This is a genomic window from Acinetobacter higginsii (genome assembly GCF_000369525.1).
Lineage (GTDB): Bacteria > Pseudomonadota > Gammaproteobacteria > Pseudomonadales > Moraxellaceae > Acinetobacter > Acinetobacter higginsii.
This window is the reverse complement of record NZ_KB850071.1, coordinates 571,004-590,650: the sequence shown is the minus strand read 5'-3', so window position 1 is coordinate 590,650 and position 19,647 is coordinate 571,004. Positions and strand designations below refer to the sequence as shown.

The 19,647-nt window shown below is 43.1% G+C and carries 19 protein-coding genes; 7 read left to right on the top strand and 12 right to left on the bottom strand.

Annotated features, from left to right (window positions below):
- Positions 1-13 precede the first annotated feature (13 nt).
- Complete coding sequence (mpl, locus tag F902_RS05930; RefSeq protein ID WP_004803289.1) at positions 14-1,375, top strand: UDP-N-acetylmuramate:L-alanyl-gamma-D-glutamyl-meso-diaminopimelate ligase; 1,362 nt, start codon at positions 14-16, stop codon at positions 1,373-1,375.
- A 248-nt stretch (positions 1,376-1,623) separates the two neighbouring features.
- Here mpl and F902_RS05925 read toward each other — a convergent pair whose 3' ends face one another.
- From F902_RS05925 to F902_RS05910, 4 genes are read right to left on the bottom strand one after another with little or no spacing between them, the layout of a single operon-like run.
- Positions 1,624-2,367, bottom strand: coding sequence for an SDR family oxidoreductase (locus F902_RS05925; protein WP_005201797.1), 744 nt, complete (start codon positions 2,365-2,367; stop codon positions 1,624-1,626).
- A 16-nt stretch (positions 2,368-2,383) separates the two neighbouring features.
- The gene (locus F902_RS05920; RefSeq protein WP_005201794.1) at positions 2,384-3,082 is read right to left on the bottom strand and encodes a histidine phosphatase family protein; all 699 of its coding nucleotides are present in this window, start codon (positions 3,080-3,082) and stop codon (positions 2,384-2,386) included.
- The gene (locus F902_RS05915) at positions 3,079-4,200 is read right to left on the bottom strand and encodes a phosphotransferase family protein (RefSeq protein ID WP_005201792.1); all 1,122 of its coding nucleotides are present in this window, start codon (positions 4,198-4,200) and stop codon (positions 3,079-3,081) included. The genes F902_RS05920 and F902_RS05915 overlap by 4 nt, the downstream gene beginning before the upstream one ends.
- A 16-nt stretch (positions 4,201-4,216) precedes the next feature.
- Positions 4,217-5,446: an acyl-CoA dehydrogenase family protein gene (locus F902_RS05910; protein WP_005201790.1), complete on the bottom strand. Its 1,230-nt coding sequence runs from the start codon at positions 5,444-5,446 to the stop codon at positions 4,217-4,219.
- A gap of 105 nt (positions 5,447-5,551) precedes the next feature.
- Between F902_RS05910 and F902_RS05905 the strand changes: the two genes are divergently transcribed.
- A complete protein-coding gene (locus tag F902_RS05905) occupies positions 5,552-6,469 on the top strand; it encodes a LysR family transcriptional regulator (RefSeq protein ID WP_005201787.1) in 918 nt (305 codons plus the stop codon).
- A gap of 66 nt (positions 6,470-6,535) precedes the next feature.
- Here F902_RS05905 and F902_RS05900 read toward each other — a convergent pair whose 3' ends face one another.
- The gene (locus F902_RS05900; RefSeq protein ID WP_005201785.1) at positions 6,536-7,732 is read right to left on the bottom strand and encodes a low temperature requirement protein A; all 1,197 of its coding nucleotides are present in this window, start codon (positions 7,730-7,732) and stop codon (positions 6,536-6,538) included.
- A gap of 398 nt (positions 7,733-8,130) precedes the next feature.
- Here F902_RS05900 and F902_RS05895 point away from each other — a divergent pair, with 398 nt between their 5' ends.
- On the top strand, positions 8,131-9,087 hold the full coding sequence (locus F902_RS05895) for a TerC family protein (RefSeq protein WP_005201784.1): 957 nt from the start codon (positions 8,131-8,133) through the stop codon (positions 9,085-9,087).
- A 24-nt stretch (positions 9,088-9,111) separates the two neighbouring features.
- Here the strand turns inward: F902_RS05895 and F902_RS05890 are convergent, their stop codons facing one another.
- Entirely contained in the window at positions 9,112-9,738 is a 627-nt protein-coding gene (locus F902_RS05890) for a nucleotidyltransferase family protein (RefSeq protein ID WP_005201782.1), read from the bottom strand.
- Positions 9,739-9,877: 139 nt separating this feature from the next.
- On the opposite strand from F902_RS05890, the gene guaD reads away from it, so the two are divergent.
- The 3 genes from guaD to F902_RS05875 all read left to right on the top strand — a co-directional run bounded on the left by guaD (position 9,878) and on the right by F902_RS05875 (position 12,427).
- Complete coding sequence (gene guaD, locus F902_RS05885; RefSeq protein ID WP_005201780.1) at positions 9,878-11,206, top strand: guanine deaminase; 1,329 nt, start codon at positions 9,878-9,880, stop codon at positions 11,204-11,206.
- Between the two features lie 213 nt (positions 11,207-11,419).
- Positions 11,420-11,947, top strand: a complete 528-nt coding sequence (hpt, locus tag F902_RS05880) for a hypoxanthine phosphoribosyltransferase (protein ID WP_005201778.1) — start codon at positions 11,420-11,422, stop codon at positions 11,945-11,947.
- Between the two features lie 228 nt (positions 11,948-12,175).
- Complete coding sequence (locus F902_RS05875) at positions 12,176-12,427, top strand: GlsB/YeaQ/YmgE family stress response membrane protein (protein WP_004656846.1); 252 nt, start codon at positions 12,176-12,178, stop codon at positions 12,425-12,427.
- Positions 12,428-12,481: 54 nt separating this feature from the next.
- On the opposite strand, the gene F902_RS05870 is transcribed toward F902_RS05875, so the two are convergent.
- On the bottom strand, positions 12,482-13,180 hold the full coding sequence (locus F902_RS05870) for a DsbC family protein (RefSeq protein ID WP_005201776.1): 699 nt from the start codon (positions 13,178-13,180) through the stop codon (positions 12,482-12,484).
- Between the two features lie 435 nt (positions 13,181-13,615).
- On the opposite strand from F902_RS05870, the gene F902_RS05865 reads away from it, so the two are divergent.
- Positions 13,616-14,803: a PilT/PilU family type 4a pilus ATPase gene (locus tag F902_RS05865; RefSeq protein ID WP_005201774.1), complete on the top strand. Its 1,188-nt coding sequence runs from the start codon at positions 13,616-13,618 to the stop codon at positions 14,801-14,803.
- A 58-nt stretch (positions 14,804-14,861) separates the two neighbouring features.
- On the opposite strand, the gene mnmE is transcribed toward F902_RS05865, so the two are convergent.
- The 5 genes from mnmE to rpmH all read right to left on the bottom strand — a co-directional run bounded on the left by mnmE (position 14,862) and on the right by rpmH (position 18,985).
- Positions 14,862-16,217, bottom strand: coding sequence for a tRNA uridine-5-carboxymethylaminomethyl(34) synthesis GTPase MnmE (mnmE, locus tag F902_RS05860; RefSeq protein WP_005201772.1), 1,356 nt, complete (start codon positions 16,215-16,217; stop codon positions 14,862-14,864).
- 114 nt (positions 16,218-16,331) lie between these two features.
- Positions 16,332-18,092, bottom strand: coding sequence for a membrane protein insertase YidC (gene yidC, locus F902_RS05855; RefSeq protein WP_004803334.1), 1,761 nt, complete (start codon positions 18,090-18,092; stop codon positions 16,332-16,334).
- Between the two features lie 2 nt (positions 18,093-18,094).
- A complete protein-coding gene (gene yidD / locus F902_RS05850) occupies positions 18,095-18,418 on the bottom strand; it encodes a membrane protein insertion efficiency factor YidD (RefSeq protein ID WP_004803336.1) in 324 nt (107 codons plus the stop codon).
- Between the two features lie 9 nt (positions 18,419-18,427).
- Positions 18,428-18,823 carry a ribonuclease P protein component gene (gene rnpA / locus F902_RS05845; protein WP_004656857.1) on the bottom strand — a complete coding sequence of 132 codons (396 nt, stop codon included), beginning with the start codon at positions 18,821-18,823 and terminating at the stop codon, positions 18,428-18,430.
- A gap of 27 nt (positions 18,824-18,850) precedes the next feature.
- Positions 18,851-18,985 carry a 50S ribosomal protein L34 gene (gene rpmH / locus F902_RS05840; RefSeq protein WP_000831329.1) on the bottom strand — a complete coding sequence of 45 codons (135 nt, stop codon included), beginning with the start codon at positions 18,983-18,985 and terminating at the stop codon, positions 18,851-18,853.
- Between the last annotated feature and the right edge of the window lie 662 nt (positions 18,986-19,647).

Here is a 19,647-nt window from a genome sequence, read left to right as displayed (position 1 = left end):
GAGAAGGCGCGTTATGCATCTGCATATTTTGGGTATTTGTGGCACATTTATGGGGTCTTTGGCTCTACTCGCACGAGATTTAGGACATAAAGTCACAGGTTCAGATGCCAATGTTTATCCACCAATGTCGACTCAACTTGAAAATGCAGGTATTGAATTGATGCAGGGCTATGACCGTAGCCACTTGCAACCGCATCCTGATCTTGTGATTGTCGGCAATGCCATGAAACGTGGTATTGATGCGATTGAATACATGCTGAATGAAGGTCTGCCTTATATTTCTGGCCCACAATTCTTGGCCGATCATGTGCTCCAAGGCAAACATGTGCTTGGTGTCGCAGGTACACATGGTAAAACCACCACCACCACTATGCTGGCTTGGGTGCTTGATCAAGCAGGCTTAAACCCGGGTTTCTTGATCGGTGGCGTACCGCTTGGTTTTAGTGAAAGTGCACGTTTAGGTGGTGGCAAATATTTCTGTGTAGAAGCAGATGAATATGATTCTGCTTTCTTCGATAAACGTTCTAAGTTTGTTCACTATCACCCTAAAACAGCAATTTTAAATAACCTTGAATTTGACCACGCCGACATTTTTGATGATCTGGCTGCAATTCAAAAACAGTTCCATCATTTGGTGCGTACTATTCCAAGTGAAGGTCGCATTATTGCGCCAATTACTGAAACCAATATTGATGAAGTATTAGAGCAGGGCTGCTGGACGCCTGTGCTTCGTACCAGTCTTAAACCAAATGACCAAGCCGCGTTATCTGCTGAGTTGATCAGTGCCGATGGCAGTCACTTTAAAGTACTGGAACACGGCAAAGTGATTGGTGAAGTGAAATGGAACATGACAGGGCAACACAGTGTTGCCAATGCTTTAGCAACCATTGCTGCTGCACAACACGTTGGTGTCAGCCTTGAACAAGCCTGTGAAGCTTTATCTAACTTCGGTGGTGTTAAACGCCGTATGGAGCTGTTAGGCACGGTGCGTGGCATCGAAGTCTATGATGACTTTGCCCATCACCCAACTGCAATTGAAACCACACTTGACGGCGCACGTAAACGTCTAGGCGAACGTAAGCTGTGGGCGATCATTGAACCGCGTTCTAACACCATGCGTATGGGCAGCCACAAAGATGGTTTGGCACATTCTGCTCGTTTAGCGGATGAAGTGATTTGGTATCAACCAGAAGGCTTGGATTGGGATTTACAACCTGTGATCTCAGCTTCAGCAAACAAGGCTGAAGTCAGCCGTTCTTTAGATGACATCATTGCCCGTGTGGTCAATGAAGCAGGTGAGGGCGATGCTGTGGTGATCATGTCCAATGGTGGTTTTGGCGGTTTACACCAAAAGTTGATTACGGCTTTGTCGTAATCTAGCTCATAGCCTACTTTCATAATCTAATCTTGTCACAGTATTCACTATCGTGACAGGCGGCATGGATGCCGCCAGTTGAGCAGGGGTGACATGGATGTACCCTCTGCTCAACAAAGGATTTTTGTTACTTTTCATCCCTGAAAAGTAAGGAAACGCCTATACCCAAACAACTCGACTATTCAGCCTATATGAGGCTGTGAAATATTGCCTAATAAACATATTTGTCCATGCATTTAAAATTGCAATCAACTTAGTTTATTCACCAATTTCAACGGCAAAATTTTCATTGCAATTCCCATTGGCAACCACGGCCACTGCGGCACATAAGCCTTCACAGGTTCCTTCTCAATCGCTTTCACCAAAGCCTTACTTCCCGTTTTCTCATCCACTTCGAATGGTAATTTCTTCGCGCCTTCATTTAATTCAGTGCGGATATAACCCGGGAAAATCGTTGAGACTTTAATTGGCGTATTCAACAACTCAGCACGAATCCCTTCGGCCAAATGCGCCACCGCAGCTTTACTAGCGGCATAGGTCGATAAATGCTTCGGTAAACCACGCATCGCACTCATCGAAGAGATCACCACCAAATGACCTTTATTTTGCGCTCTAAAGATTTCAACCGCGGCTTCACACTGCGCCAGTGCCGAAATAAAATTGGTTTCCGCCGTGGCCCGATTCACCTCAAAATGACCTTTCCCGATACGGCGGCCATCACCGACGCCTGCGTTGACAATGATTCGGTCGATTGTCCCAAATTCTTGCTGAAAAGCTTTAAAAACCGTAAACACATCATCGTAATGAGTCACATCAAGGGTTTTAATCTTGACCTGAATCGAAAACTGGTTTTGCAACTGTTGTTGTAAGGCTTCCAAACGCTCTAAACGTCGTGCACAAAGGGCAAGATTGTAGCCTTTGGCGGCAAATTCACGCGCCATACCTGCGCCCAAGCCCGAACTTGCCCCTGTAATTAAAATCGTCTTTGCCATGCCTGCCACCTATTTTTTAAATCCATGTTAAAAGTTCAGCATCACGCGCTTTCAAATAATGATGCTCATTGAAACTGAGTAATTGCAAACGACCATCTGTCCAACGCAACGTGGTAATACTGGCATTGGCAATCGACCAATTCAGTGCAAAAATCTGTTTAGCATCCAGACCTAATACCTGACCGACCGCCACCGAAATCACACCGCCAGAACTAAATACCACCGCCTGACGCGGTTGTGTGGCATCAATCTGCTGGCACAAACTGTGCAAAGCACTTTCTACACGTGATTGAAAGCCTAACCAGGTCTCATGATATTCATGGTCATATTGCTCTCCAATCCAGCGATCAATCGCGCCATCAAAGATTTTGGCCAGATAAGCACGTGGATTGGCCATCAATTCAACATCCTGTTTCAGCAATTCAGGTTGATTAAAACGCGGTTCGTACTGTGCAAACACCTGTTGATGATCAAACTCATTCCATGCCGATTCAGTTTGAATCGCTGCATCATGAAAGCTTTGGGATAAGGCCAATTGCGCCGTCTGCTGATGACGTTGCATGGAACCCGCCACAATCAGCGGCGTTTGCTTTAGGGTCTGTTTAAAAAAATCACCGACGACCTGTGCCTGCTGTTCACCTTTGGCTGAAAGCTGGTCATAACTTGCCGCACCAAATGAGGCTTGCCCATGTCGCACCAAATAAATTGTGGTCATCGTTTTAAAATATCCTGTAGTTTTGCCCCGTATTCGAGAATCAATTGCTGTGCTTGTGGATGGTTTTGCGCAATCAGTTTTAAGGCCCGAATATGTAAGGCATGAATCATGATCCAAAAATCTTTAAAGGCGGGATTATCGGTTTGCTGGTGGTAATAACGATAATAGATCTGCTGGGCAATCACCGCCAAACGGAACAAACCAAACACCTCATAAAATGCCCAGTTATCAGGCTTCAAACCAGTCTTTTTCAGATAATAATCCACCACTTGTTGCCGTGTCAGCATGCCTTTTAAATTGGTGGGTTGGCGGCGGCTGGATTTCATCAAAGCATCATCATCCTCTTGAATCCAGTAGGCGAGTGCACTGCCCAAATCCATCAATGGATCACCCAGTGTTGCCATTTCCCAATCCAGCACCCCAACCACTTGAGTCGGTTGTTGTGGATCTAAAATGACATTATCAAAACGCCAGTCATTATGAATCACGCAAGTTTTAGCATCGGCAGGGATATGTTGCAGCAACCATTCACGCACAAAGGCAAAATCAGGCACATTTGGCGTCAGTGCCTTACTGTAACGCACATCCCAACCCTCAACCTGACGACGACAATAGCCTTCACCTTTACCCAGTTTTTCCAGTTCTGTACCTTGATAAGGCACTTGATGGAGTTCAATCAATTTATCCAAAACATTCAGACACAGCTGCTGTACTTGTGGCTCATCCAGCTGTAATTCTTTGGGTAAATTGGCACGCGGAATAATGCCTTCAATCCGTTTCATGACATAGAAGTCACAGCCAATGACGCTCTCGTCCTGACACAGTGCAATCATTTCAGGCAGGACAGGGTAGAACGGCGCAAGATGCTTCTGCACATTGTATTCACGCGCCATATCATGCGCAGATTTGGCTTTGGTTCCTTTGGGTGGACGACGTAAAATGAGATCAGCATTGTCATACTGCAAACGATAGGTCCAATTCGATGCACCACCCGAATATTGGGTCACTTGTGCCTGTCCTTGCAAATCCACACCTTGGTTTTTTAACCAGCTTTCAATCGCTGCAATATCCAGTTCTTCACCGCGACGAACTTGTCCACCGATATCAATCATTGTCATTGTTGTATTTTCCTTATCAACGAGCATGGCCACGTTTTTTCAGTTCTAATTTGGCAATCACGCCTTTATGGACTTCATCAGGTCCATCGGCCAAACGTAAACTCCGCGCTTGATTGAAAAATGCAGTCAGTGGGGTATCTCGTGAAACACCTTCACCACCATGAATTTGGATCGCCATATCGACCACATGCTGTAATACGCTCGGTGCCACCACTTTAATCGCAGAAATCTCTGTCAGAGCCGCCATATTGCCTAAGGTATCCATCTTATAAGCGGCATATAGCGTTAATAATCGCGCTTGATCGATCTGCACACGTGCATCTGCAACACGCTCTAAATTACCGCCCAATTTCAGGATTTCTTTACCAAAAGCTTTGCGTGACATACCACGATCAATCATCAGCTCCAAGGCTTTTTCAGCAGCACCAATACAACGCATACAATGGTGAATACGCCCTGGCCCTAAACGACCTTGAGCGATTTCAAAACCTTGCCCAGCGCCGCCAATAAAGCTGCTGACGGGTACACGCACATTGTCAAAACTGACCTGTCCATGTCCATGCGGCGCATCATAATCACCAAACACAGGCAGCATACGTTCAATGGTCACGCCTTGCGTATCAATCGGCACCAGTACCATTGAATGTTGATGATGGCGGTCTTTGCTTGGATCTGGGGTATAAGCCATAAAGATAATCACTTTGGCATTCGGATCACCCAAGCCAGATGACCACCATTTACGGCCATTCAAGACAATCTCATCGCCTTCAATCACTGCCGTGGCTTGCATATTGGTGGCATCACTGGACGCCACCGCAGGTTCAGTCATACAGAATACGGAACGGATTTCTCCAGCGAGTAGGGGCTGTAGCCATTGTTGTTTTTGCTCATCGCTACCATAACGCCATAACACTTCCATATTGCCGCTATCTGGCGCATTACAATTGAATACTGTCGGAGCGAGCAGACTACGTCCTGTCAGCTCAGCAATATGTGCATATTCCTGAACCGATAAGCCTGCAGCGAGCTCGGCATCAGGTAAGAACATATTCCATAAGCCCGCCGCTTTTGCCTTATCTTTCAATTGTTGTAATTGTTCAGGCCATTGCCATTGGGTCCAGTCACCATCAACATTGCGATGATGCACTTCATCCCAGAACGCTTTTTCAATCGGTTCTATTTCTTGTTGAATAAAGGCTTTAGTTCGTGCAATAAAGTCCTGTGCGCGTTCAGATAATGCAAACATCATCATTTCCCTCAATGTAAAATATGGCGAATATTGATTCGCTGCTTTACATCACCATAAGTGAAAATTTATTATGAATGAAATGATTTAATTTTATGCAAAACTATGAATCAGATTCATAATACTAACCCACTGGAAGTGGCGCATTTTCATCGCATCGATATCAATCTGTATCCACTGTTTATTGCCATTTTTGAGCAAAAAAGCATTTCCAAAGCCGCACAACTGCTCTGTATCAGCCAATCTGCGGTCAGCCATGCCTTACAGCGCTTACGCACACAACTCGGAGATGATCTATTTGTGCGTAGCGGGCAAAAGATGCTGCCCACGCCCTATGCCGAGCAAATTTATCAGCCGATTCAAACAGCATTACTGGCGATTCAACAGATTGCAGTGCCCCAGCAGGACTTTATGCCCAGCATGCTGCAAAGCCTGAAAATTGCCATTCATGATGAAATCGAACCGATTATTTTTCCGCAACTGGTTCATCATTTTGCCCAACTGAATTTGGATATTCAGTTTCTGAGTTCCAAGCTGGATCGTAAAAACATGTTGGCAGATCTCTCCGCCCAACAAATTGATTTTGTGATTGATCTGGTGCAACCGCATCAGGATCATTTACAGTTTGAAAACCTGATAGAAGACCATTTTGTGGTCTGTACCCAACAGCAAGATATGGATTTATCGCTGTATTTATCTTCACCGCACATTGGGGTGTCGTCACGGCGCACAGGCTTATTACTGGAAGATATTTATCTCAATCGGCAGCAACTGTCGCGGCAGATTTTTCTGCGTTGCCAGCATTATGCAACGGCACTGCAAGTCTTGGCTCAATATCCGAAGGCGATCTTGACCATTCCGCAAAGTATTCTCAAACATCTGCATTATGCGGAGAATCTGAAGATTCATGCACTGCCCATAGAGCTCCCTAAAATCAATATGGGCATGTATTGGCATGAGCAGGTGAAACATAATTCACGCCATCAATTCTTACGCACCGAAATTCTAAAAATCTTTGCTTAAAACAAGCGCGTATATCTCGTTTCTCGCTTGTTCTCGCAATCTACGCGATAACAAACAGTGCTTTGATTATGTGCTTGCAGCCATGCGCTTATCATTACAATTGCTCAAATACAGTTGAGCAATGACAAGACGCAGGATATAGACCACTGCCATCGCAAAAACGATATAACCAATATCGGCAAAAAATAAAGGAATCGTGAAAAGGATCAAAATGGTGATTGGATAGAGCCAACGTCGCCATCCCGATAAATCAAAGGCCTCGTAAAACAACCAAATATAGGTGCTATAAATCGCCAGACAGGCAGCGATCAGCCATCCCATCATTTGGCTGGAAATGTGGGCATGTTGAGTTGAAACATCAACCGCTGCTGCCAAAGCAGCACCTAAGACAGCAATACTGATAAAAATAAAAAAATGACCATAGCCCCATAAAAAAGGCTGTACCCCACGACGTTGATGGTGATGATGACTGCGGTCAAAATAGACCCACCACATGGCAAACATCATCAACAGTCCACCAATCACCAAAAAAATTTCTTTGAAATTGACATCATGATTGGAAAAAGCTTCCTGCGTTGCGGCAAAACTGCCAATAATCGACTCTCCCAACACGATGATGGTGAGTAATGCATAACGCTCAACAATATGATGTGGATGCCATGGTGTTACTGCATGCTTTTCGGCATATAGCGGTACAGCGAGTTCAGCCAAAACCAGAATAAGGAATAGCAAAGGCGTCATATGAATGGCGCTGAAATTTCCAATTAACCACCCCAACTGCACTAAGACAATGCCAACAGCATAGCGATAAGCCGTTACCCTCCGTTCAGGATCGTGCTTGGCGACACGGATCCATTGGGTCACTAAAGCCAAACGCATAATCACATAACCAATGATAATCACATCGAAATTATGTTCTTGAAACACTGCGGGGATGCCCGCCGCCATCACCAATGAGCCGACGATTTGCACAAAGGTCAGACTGCGATACAGCGTGTCATCATTGTCATAGGCTGAGGCAAACCAGGTGAAGTTCATCCATGCCCACCACAAGGCAAAAAACACCATCACATAGGTCGGAAAAGCATGCCATAGATGAGCTTCAATGATCGCATGGTGGAGTTGTTGTCCTGCGGTTGCAATCGCAACCACAAAAATCAGGTCAAATAACAATTCTAGGGGTGTCGCGGCTCGGTGGGCTTCGGTTGGATCACGAGGAGCAAATAATTTTCGTGTTTTATTTTGATTTTTTTCAGCACTCATCTGTTTTTATTCTCATCACGTTACTAAGCAGTTCGAGTTTAAATTAATCCAAGTTGAGGAATTTTCCTATCTCACCCAGATAAAAATAATGTTTAAAATTTATGCATGCACAGTTTGCTTAAATCGATTATTTATGTAATTCTATGCCTATCTTTGGATGTCATCATCCATAACAGAATTTGACAAGGGGAGTAGCCTCCTCCAAGCCTAGGTTGTGAAACTGAACAATTTAGGTGTCAGAGTTTCGTCATTACACTTTGCAAAAAGTCGGACTCTGAGCATCACAAACGATCGTGATGTAGGCAAGACCTTGATCATGTTGAAACAGATGTTTTATTTAATTCATCTGGCAACTGGTCAAGGTTTTTTTATGTCCATTTGCCAGATAGGGAGTTGTGATGGAAACTATCGGTAATTTATGGCTGTACGTTGCGTTCTTCGGAATCGTAACGGTCATGCTACTGGTCGACTTTTTAGGCTTTAAACAAAAACAAAACCAAGATGTACCCATCAGGCAAGCGGCTTACTGGAGTATTGCGTGGGTCACCGTTGCCATGATCTTTGGTGGTGGTTTGTGGTTGTATCTACAACAAACTGTTGGCGCAACCATCGCCAACCAAAAAACCATGGAATACTTTGCGGGTTATTTACTGGAAAAATCGCTGGCAATTGATAACGTCTTTGTCTGGCTGATGATTTTTGCGGCTTTTGCAATTCCTCCTGCATTCCAGCGTAAAATCCTGCTTTACGGCGTACTCGGTGCAATCATTTTAAGAACCATCTTTATCTTTATTGGTGCTTGGTTTGTACAAGAGTTCTCTTGGGTGTTGTATATCTTCGGTGCGTTCCTTGTCTACACAGGCTTTAAGTTCCTAAAAGGGCAGGATGAAGAAGAGACCAATATTGAAGATATCAAAATCCTGAAATGGTTACGCAAACACATGCGGATTACCCCACAGTTGGAAGGCAATAAGTTCTTCGTTCGTCAGAACGGTGTGTTATGGGCGACGCCTTTGTTCTTGGTGTTAATCTTGGTAGAAGCGTCTGATGTGATTTTTGCGGTGGATTCTATTCCTGCGATTTTCGCTGTGACCAGTGACCCGTTCATTGTGTTAACCGCAAACTTAATGGCGATTTTGGGCTTACGTGCGATGTTCTTCTTATTGGCAGGTGCTGCAAGCAAAATGCATTACTTACCCTATGGTTTGGGCATCATCTTATTGTTCATTGGTGCAAAAATGTTATTGCTCGATGTATTCCACATGCCAATCTGGATCTCGTTAGGCTTTATCGTACTGGTGTTGAGCATCACCGCGTATCTCTCGTTACGTCATAACAAACGCCAAGAACAATAAGCACAAAGCATATCAAAAGGGTCTTCAATGAAGGCCCTTTTTTATTTGAGCATCATCAACTAATTGCAATTTAGGCCATTGCTGTAACCACTGTTTGGACTCAAGCCGTTGTTTAAATGTGTCATAGCTGACCAATGCTGAATTCCAACGCAATCTCAATGCAAATAAATCATGCAGGCCAAAGGGTGCGATCAGTTCCAGTTCTCCAACGCAGTTTAACCTGAGCGCAATCGCCGTTGCTGTGTCTGGCCATAACGACAAAGCATGTTCAAGCGATACTAAGGGCTGAATGTTTGCTGCATTGCCCTGACGATACCAGGTATGCACCAAGGCCTGATTCACCACATCCCATTGTTGTTCAGGAAAGATACGTTCTAAATCTTGCTGCAACTGTTTTTGCAAACACTCATCTGTTTGCATTGCATCATGATAAATCACATCGATATCGCAATTGTTCAAGTCAAAGCTTTGACCATGTAAATGTGCCCATACAGTATTCCGAAGCACACCTGCACTTAAATAAGCTGCAGGATGTAATCGAGCCAATTGCTGCAACATCCCATACAAGGCAGGGGACTGCATAATCAGATCAAACAGTCTGCTTCGATTGCTTTGCTCTGTCTCTGCGTTTCCCCCAGATAAGGCATACATTTCGATTTCCCCAAACTGAGTTGCTTTAAATTATGAGTCACATTTATATACCTTTTAAGCCGATGAATTAGACGAATAATCCAGTAACTTTGGCAAAATCAGGTACAATCAACCGAAAAAAGTAAAATTGTAGGTTGTTATGACTTTGGCTACTCCAATCACGGTGATTCGTGGTCGCTTCTTAGATATTCAAAAAACCGTTTCCCAAGCTGCTGAAATTGCCGATCAAGTGCGTTATCTCGAAGATGGTGTCATGATCACTGAACAAGGCAAAATTCGCTGGTTTGGCACGTGGAACGACGCTCAAGCCCATCTTCCTGCAAACGTTGAAATTCAGCATTATCCAGAACAGTTGATCATTCCGGGCATGATCGATACGCATATTCACTTTCCACAAACTGAAATGGTCGGGGCCTACGGCGAGCAACTTTTAAGCTGGTTAAACACCTATACCTTCCCAACTGAAATCCAGTTCAAAGACCAAGCCTATGCGAAAGAAATTGCGCAATTCTTTGTCAATGAACTACTCAAAAATGGCACCACCACAGCATTGGTATTCTGTACGGTACATCCTGAATCGGTGGATGCCTTATTTGAGGCCGCAGCACAGCACCAAATGCGCTTAATCGCGGGTAAAGTCATGATGGATCGTCATGCACCCGAAGCCTTGTGTGACACCGCAGACAGCGGCTATAACGATTCTAAAGCATTAATTGAGAAGTGGCATGGCCAAGGTCGTGCACTGTATGCAATTACCCCACGTTTTGCGCCGACCTCCACCCCAGAACAACTCGAAAAAGCAGGCCAACTCAAAGCACAATTCCCAGATGTCTATGTGCATACCCATTTGAGTGAAAATAAAGATGAGATTGCTTGGGTCAAAGATTTGTTCCCTGAGCAAAAGGGTTATCTGGATGTCTATCATCACTATGGCTTAACTGGCCAGCGCTCGGTATTCGCACACTGTGTCCACTTAGAAGATGCTGAATGGAAATGCATGCATGAGACTGATTCTGCAATTGCCTTCTGTCCAACCTCAAACCTATTCTTGGGTAGCGGTTTATTCCCATTGAACAAAACTTGGCAACAGCAGGTTAAAGTCGGCCTTGGCACCGACGTTGGGGCAGGGACCTCGTTTAGTTTATTGCAAACCGTCAATGAAGCGTACAAGGTTCAACAGCTACAAGGTGATAAACTGTCTGCGTTTGAGTCGCTCTATCATGCAACCTTAGGCGGAGCAAAAGCCTTGCATCTGGATGACAAGCTCGGTAATTTCAATCTCGGCAAAGAAGCTGATTTTGTGGTATTGAACCTGAAACCGACCGCATTACAGCAACTGCGTCAGTCCCGTTCAAAATCGGTTGATGACAGCCTATTTGCCTTATTCACTATGGGCGATGACCGAAATATTGAGGCAACCTATATCTATGGACAAAAAGCCTACAGCCAAAGCGAAACGTTTAAATAAACAGAAACTTGGGTGGATCATATTGGCCGTTGGATGCGCTGTTCTGTTAAAACGTGACCGTGCATCTGCTCAAAATGAAACATATTCTTCATCATCAAAAGGTGCATGAACGGTGATTTTGTTTTAAAATTGGCGGATTAGCTCAAGATTTCGAGGTGTTGCAGGTCAACACCTTTTTTATTTTTCCCGTTTTTAAGTTTTAGGAATCTACCGATGACCATTGCAATGCGCATTATGATTTCAAGTGAAGAGATTCAAGCCAAAGTCAAAGAACTGGGCGAAAAGATCAATGCACACTATGCTCAAAGTGATAAAGAACTGGTACTGATCGGCTTATTACGTGGTTCAGTCATTTTTATGGCAGATTTATGCCGTGCCATCGACAAACCACATGAACTCGATTTTATGACCGTGTCTAGTTATGGTGGTGGAACCGTTTCCTCTCGTGATGTCAAAATTTTAAAAGATCTTGATGGCGAAATTCACGGTAAAGATGTGCTGGTAGTCGAAGATATTATCGACTCAGGTAATACCCTCAGTAAAGTGGTTGAAATGCTGAAAACACGTAACCCGAACTCGATTGAATTGTGTACGCTGGTCAGTAAGCCATCACGCCGTGAAATTCCGTTAGAAGTCAAATTCCTCGGTTTCGAAGTCGAAGATCGCTTTATTGTCGGTTATGGTTTAGATTTCGATCAAAAGTACCGTCACCTCCCATTTATTGGTGAAATCGGTCTTTAATGACTCAACCTTACTAGCATTGCATCAATACCGATGACAACTGTCATGGGCTGATCATAATGCCGACTCAGGTGCTTTAGGGCACCTTTTTTATGCTGTGTGATTAAACAAAGCCTGCTAAAGAGTGCACAAAAATACGACATAAATAGGCAATCCACTACAGACAAAGTAGGCTCGAATCAAGCAGGATAATAAGAAATACCGCTTTTAAAACAAGGAGAAAAGATAATGTGGTCTCTGATTGTAGCCATTGTTGTTGGTTTTTTTGCTGGTTTAATTGCACGCGCAATACATCCAGGTGATGACAAAGCTGGCTTTATTGTCACGACCTTATTGGGTATCGCAGGTTCATTACTCGCCACTTACGGTGGACGTTTACTTGGCTTATATGCTGAAAATTCGGCAGCAGGTTTTATTGCGTCTGTTCTGGGTGCGGTGATTATTTTATTCCTTTATAAACTCATCACCAAAAAAAGTTAAATCCCTTATGAAGGCTCCCCATTCATTTTAATCGATGATTGGGGAGCTTTTTCATTAGAGTCCGAGCTCTTTCCAAATCATCTGAATTTCTTCAGCACTGCGTCCACCGACCATTTTCAAACCATTTGAGAAAATCAAGGTTGGCGTGGCATCCACAGCAAGTTTACGACCGAGTTCAAGGTTACGCTCAATCGGGTTGGCACAACTTTTTTCTTTCGGTTGCAGATTCTTTTGTAGCAAGTTTTTCCATGCATAGGCTGGATTGGCATCACACCAAACCGATTTTGACACCGCGATCGATTGTGGTTTTAAAGCATAGATAAAGGTATAAATCGTCACATCGGTCAGCTTGTCCAGTTCAGCTTCTAATTTTTTGCAATATGAACAATTTGGGTCCGAAAATACCGCTAACTCACGCTTACCATTACCTTTAACCGTTTTAATCGCATCCTTAAAAGGCAGTTGTTTCCAGTCAATCGAATTTTGTTGGATCACTAAATCCTTGGTCAGATTCTTTTGATCTTTTAAGCGCACCATAGAACCCACAAACATGTGTTGTGCACTTTCATCCAAATAAATAATCTGATTATCCAGACTGGCGCTATATAAACCAGTCATTTCTGTAGGTTGGATGTTGCTGACTTGGATATTGGGATATTGCTTATTTAAATTGCTTTTTAAGCTGTCTACATTGGCAAAACTCATCGCTGACATACAGCTCAATAATGAGAACATCCCAATTTTTTTTAACATGACGAACACTCAATTCAAAAATCAGCGGCTATTGTAATCAGTCTCAAGCCGCTCAACAGCCAAGCTTACTCAGTAACAACCAAAACTCAACCAATTCATGCGATGTTTCACGTGGAACATCCGTTTATTCTGTTCACATTCACCCATACACATGCTGCAAGCGATCGATTCAGTAAAAAACTGACAATTTAGGTCCATCACATTGATAATTATTTAATATTTTTAAAAAAGTACATAGATCAATACCTCGCTTTTTGGAATAATTCGCATCATTCAGCAGCACAGTGAAAATGATGGAATAAAATGGCCTAAATCGAGTCGCCTTGATCTATCATTATTCATTTTCAAGAAACAAAAAAATGTTTCCCTATCGGGATGATTATCATCGTATTACAGCAATGAACTTCGCTTCATTGTTAAAATTTAGGTAGCTCAATGTATAACGCGGAACTATTAGAAGAAGCCAAAACCTTTATGTTTCATATGCTTAGCAAAGTAGTGGAATATGGGGGATCCGATTTATTTATCACCGCTGATTTTCCACCGAGCATTAAATTGCAAGGCCTGATGCGTCCATTGGGGCAACAGGCACTCACCGCAGATAAAACCAAGCTATTTGCCTATAGTTTGATGAATGAAAAACAGCGCCAAGAATTTGAAACAGAATGGGAATGTAATTTCGCAATCAATGTGCCCAATGTTTCCCGTTTCCGTGTCAATGTGTTTAAACAACAGCTGCAAATTGGTATGGTGATTCGTACCATTACCTCAGAAATTCCAACCTTTCAAAAGCTGAAACTGCCAGAATCTTTGAAAAATGTGATTATGGAAAAGCGTGGTCTGGTGTTGGTTGTTGGAGGGACAGGTTCAGGCAAATCCACCTCTTTGGCAGCCATGATTGACCATCGTAATGAAAACTCAGCGGGACATATCATTACCGTTGAAGACCCAGTGGAATACGTGCATAAACACAAAAAATCGATGATTACCCATCGTGAAGTGGGGGTTGATTGTCATTCATGGCACCACGCCTTGAAAAACACGCTACGTCAGGCGCCTGATGTGATTCTGATTGGTGAAATCCGTGATACTGAAACCATGGAACATGCAATTGCCTTTGCGGAAACAGGTCATCTTTGCTTAGGTACCCTACACGCCAATAATGCCAACCAAGCACTGGATCGAATTATTAACTTTTTCCCAGAAGAGCGTCGCAATCAATTGCTGATGGATCTTTCATCCAATATGAAAGGCATTATTTCGCAACGTCTGGTACGTACCCAAGATGGCAAAGGTCGTCGTGCTGCAATTGAAATTTTATTGAATACCCCATTGATTGCCGACAATATTCTCAAAGGACAGTTCCATGCACTGAAAGAGATTATGAGCAAATCGCGTGAGCTGGGTATGCAAACCTTCGACCAAGCCTTATTTGAGCTGTATAACGAAGGCGCAATTAGCTATGATGAAGCCTTACGCAATGCCGATTCAGTCAATGAATTGCGTTTACAGATCAAGCTGAAAAGTACTCGCCAAGAAGGCGCGCCCGTTGCAATGATGACTGCGTTAAATGTGGTACAAGAAGAAAAGCCTGAAGAAGAGCAACAAACTGAAGATCAGTGATAGAAAAAATGGCTTGGATTGCAACACAACCCAAGCCATTAATTTTTGATTTAATTCATTATTTACCAATACAGAACGAACCAAAAATCTTACCCAGCAAGTCATCGGCACTGAAATCACCTGTGATTTCACCCAGTGCATTTTGTGCTAGACGCAATGATTCAGCCACCAGTTCACCCGCATTAAACACAACGAGTTGCTCACGCGCCTCAGACAAGTAGCGCTGAGTGCGCTTCATTGCGTCTAAATGGCGTGTTCTGGCAATAAAGGTATCTTCTTCAGGCTGAAAGCCAGCATGCGCTGTAATCGCATCTATGAGCGCTTGAACCCCCATATCTTGTTTTGCAGAAACGCTGATATGACGAAAGCCCTGATAATCGCTTAACGTGGCATCTTGACCCGTTAAATCACATTTATTGCCAATCAATAACAAACGTTTTGGCTCTAAATGCTCTGCAAAATATTCATGCGCCAATTGCAAAGGTTCATCACCCTGATTTAAGTCATAAACCAACAGCAATAAATCTGCCTGCTCGATTTCCTTAATCGCACGACGAATCCCTTCTTGCTCAACAATATCACCGGTTTCACGTAAACCTGCAGTATCAGTTAGGGTAATCGGCAAGCCATTTAAACTGATCTTTTCATGTAGTACATCACGAGTAGTACCTGCAATATCGGTCACAATGGCACGTTCATGGCCTGCGAGCGCGTTCAACAGGCTGGATTTACCTGCATTTGGCTTACCCGCAATCACCACCTGTAAACCTTCACGTAATAACTGGCCTTGCCGCGCAGACTGCTGTACCGCTTGAACTGAGTCTTGTACATCGTCCAACAAGGCCAAAATCTTTCCGTCAGCCAAGAAGTCAATTTCTTCTTCTGGGAAATCAATCGCGGCTTCAACATGCAAACGTAAGTGAATCAGCTTTTCTAAAACCGTATTAATTTTGGTTGAAAAAGCACCTTGTAAAGAACGAACCGCCGAACGTGCTGCCGCCTGTGATGTCGCATCAATCAAATCGGCAATTGCTTCTGCTTGCACCAGATCCATTTTGCCATTTTCAAAGGCACGCATGGAAAACTCACCCGCCTTTGCAGCAGTTGCGCCCAAATCCAGTAAACGTGCTAACAGGGCATTTTGAATGACTGGACCGCCATGCCCCTGTAACTCCACCACATCTTCCCCAGTAAAGGAGTGCGGGTTCGGAAAGCACAATACAATGCCTTCATCCATCACCGAGCCATCGGCATCACAAAACTGGCGGAAACCTGCCATGCGTGCCGCAGGGAGCTTTTTCTGGGTCAGTTGCTCTGCTATGGCATAAGCTTTCGGTCCAGAGAGTCGAATCACCCCCACACCACCACGACCTAATGGGGTAGCAATCGCAGCAATTGTGGTTTGATGTTGCATGTTAAATTCACCTAAAAAACGCAAGGGTTGTTGGGTTCAACCACTCAATACAGACAAAGAAAAATCCGCCTAAGATTACCATCTTAAGCGGATTTATTCAGTAAAAGTTCGAACTTAAGCGCTCGGCTCAACCTTGTTGAGACGGTCTTTTTCGACACCTTTGTTAATAAACCATTGTTGCAAAATGGTAATACTGTTGTTGACGATCCAGTAAAGCACTAAGCCCGCAGGGAAGAACAACATGAATACCGTAAACATGATTGGCATGATACGGAACACTTTTGCCTGCATTGGATCAGTCGGTTGTGGGTTCAACATTTGCTGAACGAACATGGTCACACCCATGATCAACGGCAAGATAAACCATGGATCCATCGCAGATAAATCTTGAATCCAGCCTAACCATGGTGCATGACGGAGTTCAACTGATTCCATCAATACCCAATACAAGGCTAAGAAAATCGGCATTTGTAATAGCAACGGCAAGCAACCAGACAATGGGTTGACTTGTTCACGCTTGTATAAGGCCATCATTTCTTGCGAGAAACGCATGCGGTCTTCACCAAACTCTTCTTTCATGCGTTGCATTTCTGGCGCAATCACACGCATTTTCGCCATCGAACGATAACTTTTTGAAGAAAGTGGCCATAAAATCAACTTCACCAAGATCGTCAATAAGATAATTGACCAGCCCCAGTTACCAATAATGTTATGGAAGAATTGCAAGCCCAAGAACAATAATTTCGCAATTGGCCATAACCAACCATAATCAACAGTTTGGTTTAAACCAGCAGCTAAGTCTTTGAGTTCAGATTGGATTTTTGGACCTGAATACAGTTTAGCATCCACTTCCATTGATGTACCTGCAGGTACATTGATCACTGGAGAAGTGAAGCCCATGATATTCATGCCGTCCGTAGACTGACGTGACTCTAATTTTGCATTATATGGCTGACCATCGGCCTGAGTGAGTTTTAAGTTCCCAGGAATCCATGCGCTCACAAAATAATGCTGAACCATGGCAACCCAGCCGCCTTTGGCTTCAACATTTAATTTTTCGTCATTAAAGTTGGTAAATTTTAACTTGTTATAATGCGCATCTGGTGTACCCCAAGCGCCACCAAGATAAGTACCCAGGGTGAAAATACCTTGTGAAGACTTACCTGGGTCATCCGAATTATCACGCTTTAACTGACCAAACATTTGACCTTGCCAGCTTTGCTGACTGCGGTTAATGACTTGATGTTTAACGGTAATTGGGTAATCGCCTTGCGTGAAGGTGAACGATTTGATCACTTCCACACCTTCAGGTGTTTTAAATACCAACGGCACAGTCAACACTTGCTGTGTTTTACCATCTTTCGACGCAACGCTTTTCGCATCTGCCAACGTGTATGCTGTTTTTTCAACATCATACATTGGACGACCGCCACGGCTGCTATCTGGTCCATTTAAACCAATTAAACCAGATTGAGCGACGTAAGTACGTTTCGCATCGCTTTCCAGCATGACAAACGGTTTGTCGCTGTCTTTGCTTTCATCATGGCTTAACAATTCAATACGGACGATATCACCACCTTTTGGATTGATCCACAGGTGATAAAGATCAGTTTGTACTGAAATCAGTTGCTGACTCACAGATGTATTATGTTCTGTGGCTTGTGATGCAGTCACATTTGCTTGTGGCAAGTCTGAAGCCGCTGTTGCATTTTGAGCATTTGGCAAATCTGCAGATACTTCATGTGCAGTCACAGCAGCCGCTTGTTGTTGCGGTGCTGGTGCAGCATGACCATAATCTTTTTGCCAAGCCAAAATAAGCAAATATGCGGTAACAAACATGGCTCCAAGAATTGCAAATCTGGCCCATTGTTGCATATCTATAATCCCAAATGGTTAGAGAGATTTTGCTTGAATAAACGATCACGAAAGGGTACAGCAACGTGATGCATTTGAGAATCTATTTGATGAAACGAAATAAAACGAAGTGCTTTACGAGGCACAGGATCATAGCCTGACCCACCCCAAGGATGACAACGGCAAATTCGCTTAGTCGATAACCATACACCTTTGACCGCGCCATGTGTCTGCAAGGCTTCGATTGCATATTGCGAACAAGTGGGAATATAGCGACAACGAGGACCCAATAATGGACTAATTGCGATTTGGTAACATCTTATCAACCAATGCAGTAAACGTACCATTGGAGATCTCTAATTTTGGAGGGATGTCACAACGACTTTGGAATGCTTCTTTGCTAAGCGTTGTAATTTTTGCCAAGCAAAATCTAATTGTTGATGTAATTCTTGATTTGCGATTGCTTCTATACCTACTTTAGGCATCACCACAATATCGATATCAGCATTAAATTGCGCTTGATGTAAACGAAAGCTCTCCCGAGCAAGACGTTTTATTCGATTTCGTTCATGTGCACGACGCACCTTTTTTTTAGCAACGACAATACCCAAACGGCTTTTCGGCTGTTCGGTTAATTTTGCTAAAAAAAGGAAATGGGGCTGATGCACTTTAAAAAGCGCACCATCAAATACACTTTTATAATCAGCGGCACAACGAATACGAGATTCAGTGCCGAAACTGTAAAGTGTCATCACCCAAGTCTGGTCAGCTTAACAGTATTAAACAGTTAAGCTATGACGACCTTTTGCACGACGACGAGCTAAAACTTGACGACCTGCTTTAGTAGCCATACGAGCGCGGAAACCATGAACGCGTTTACGCTTTAATTCAGATGGTTGGAAAGTACGTTTCATTTCGAAACTCCAAAATGATCTTTCTATAAAGGTCCGCGATTTTATTGCGCAATGTTTACGCTGTCAATGAAAAATCAAAAACTTTACATTTTCTTTGTTCTGTTTTGAAGCAATAAAACTGCTCGAAGTTATATGCTTTTATTGAAAACAAAAAATATACACAAGCTATCTATTTAAATAATATCAGTATTCGTCTATATTCACAGCTTACAAACAAGCTTATCAACAATCCATCTTCTGATTTAAATTTAATTCTTGGATTTTGAATTTAAATTTCGATATGCTCAGTTATCCACAATTCGAGTGAACCCTATAAGTAAATTCAAATTTTAAAATTTAAATTTATTCTTATTAGGGCGCATTTATTCTGTGGAAAGTGATGTTTTTTCATGAATAAACATAAAGTTATGCTGTGGATAAGCATGTTTTTATCAATTTTATAGTTTGTGGATAACTTTGAGCTTAAAACTATCCACAGCTTGTGCAAAAAGTTATGCACATATGGTTTTGAATTTAAATTTATAAACGAATGCTGTCTTTTTCAGCAAAAGTCCCATAAATTGTCCTGACAGATGTGGATAACTTGGTTAGAATGGCGACCCCTTTGAAAGATGAGGGGGTGACGGTTTTTTATTTTTGAATTTAAAAAATGGATATATAGG

Coding starts and splice junctions, on each gene's coding strand:
- mpl (WP_004803289.1), top strand. CDS start 14: ATGCATCTGCATATTTTGGGTATTTGTGGCACATTTATGGGGTCTTTG.
- F902_RS05925 (WP_005201797.1), bottom strand. CDS start 2,367: ATGGCAAAGACGATTTTAATTACAGGGGCAAGTTCGGGCTTGGGCGCA.
- F902_RS05920 (WP_005201794.1), bottom strand. CDS start 3,082: ATGACCACAATTTATTTGGTGCGACATGGGCAAGCCTCATTTGGTGCG.
- F902_RS05915 (WP_005201792.1), bottom strand. CDS start 4,200: ATGACAATGATTGATATCGGTGGACAAGTTCGTCGCGGTGAAGAACTG.
- F902_RS05910 (WP_005201790.1), bottom strand. CDS start 5,446: ATGTTTGCATTATCTGAACGCGCACAGGACTTTATTGCACGAACTAAA.
- F902_RS05905 (WP_005201787.1), top strand. CDS start 5,552: ATGAATCAGATTCATAATACTAACCCACTGGAAGTGGCGCATTTTCAT.
- F902_RS05900 (WP_005201785.1), bottom strand. CDS start 7,732: ATGAGTGCTGAAAAAAATCAAAATAAAACACGAAAATTATTTGCTCCT.
- F902_RS05895 (WP_005201784.1), top strand. CDS start 8,131: ATGGAAACTATCGGTAATTTATGGCTGTACGTTGCGTTCTTCGGAATC.
- F902_RS05890 (WP_005201782.1), bottom strand. CDS start 9,738: ATGTATGCCTTATCTGGGGGAAACGCAGAGACAGAGCAAAGCAATCGA.
- guaD (WP_005201780.1), top strand. CDS start 9,878: ATGACTTTGGCTACTCCAATCACGGTGATTCGTGGTCGCTTCTTAGAT.
- hpt (WP_005201778.1), top strand. CDS start 11,420: ATGACCATTGCAATGCGCATTATGATTTCAAGTGAAGAGATTCAAGCC.
- F902_RS05875 (WP_004656846.1), top strand. CDS start 12,176: ATGTGGTCTCTGATTGTAGCCATTGTTGTTGGTTTTTTTGCTGGTTTA.
- F902_RS05870 (WP_005201776.1), bottom strand. CDS start 13,180: ATGTTAAAAAAAATTGGGATGTTCTCATTATTGAGCTGTATGTCAGCG.
- F902_RS05865 (WP_005201774.1), top strand. CDS start 13,616: ATGTATAACGCGGAACTATTAGAAGAAGCCAAAACCTTTATGTTTCAT.
- mnmE (WP_005201772.1), bottom strand. CDS start 16,217: ATGCAACATCAAACCACAATTGCTGCGATTGCTACCCCATTAGGTCGT.
- yidC (WP_004803334.1), bottom strand. CDS start 18,092: ATGCAACAATGGGCCAGATTTGCAATTCTTGGAGCCATGTTTGTTACC.
- yidD (WP_004803336.1), bottom strand. CDS start 18,418: ATGGTACGTTTACTGCATTGGTTGATAAGATGTTACCAAATCGCAATT.
- rnpA (WP_004656857.1), bottom strand. CDS start 18,823: ATGACACTTTACAGTTTCGGCACTGAATCTCGTATTCGTTGTGCCGCT.
- rpmH (WP_000831329.1), bottom strand. CDS start 18,985: ATGAAACGTACTTTCCAACCATCTGAATTAAAGCGTAAACGCGTTCAT.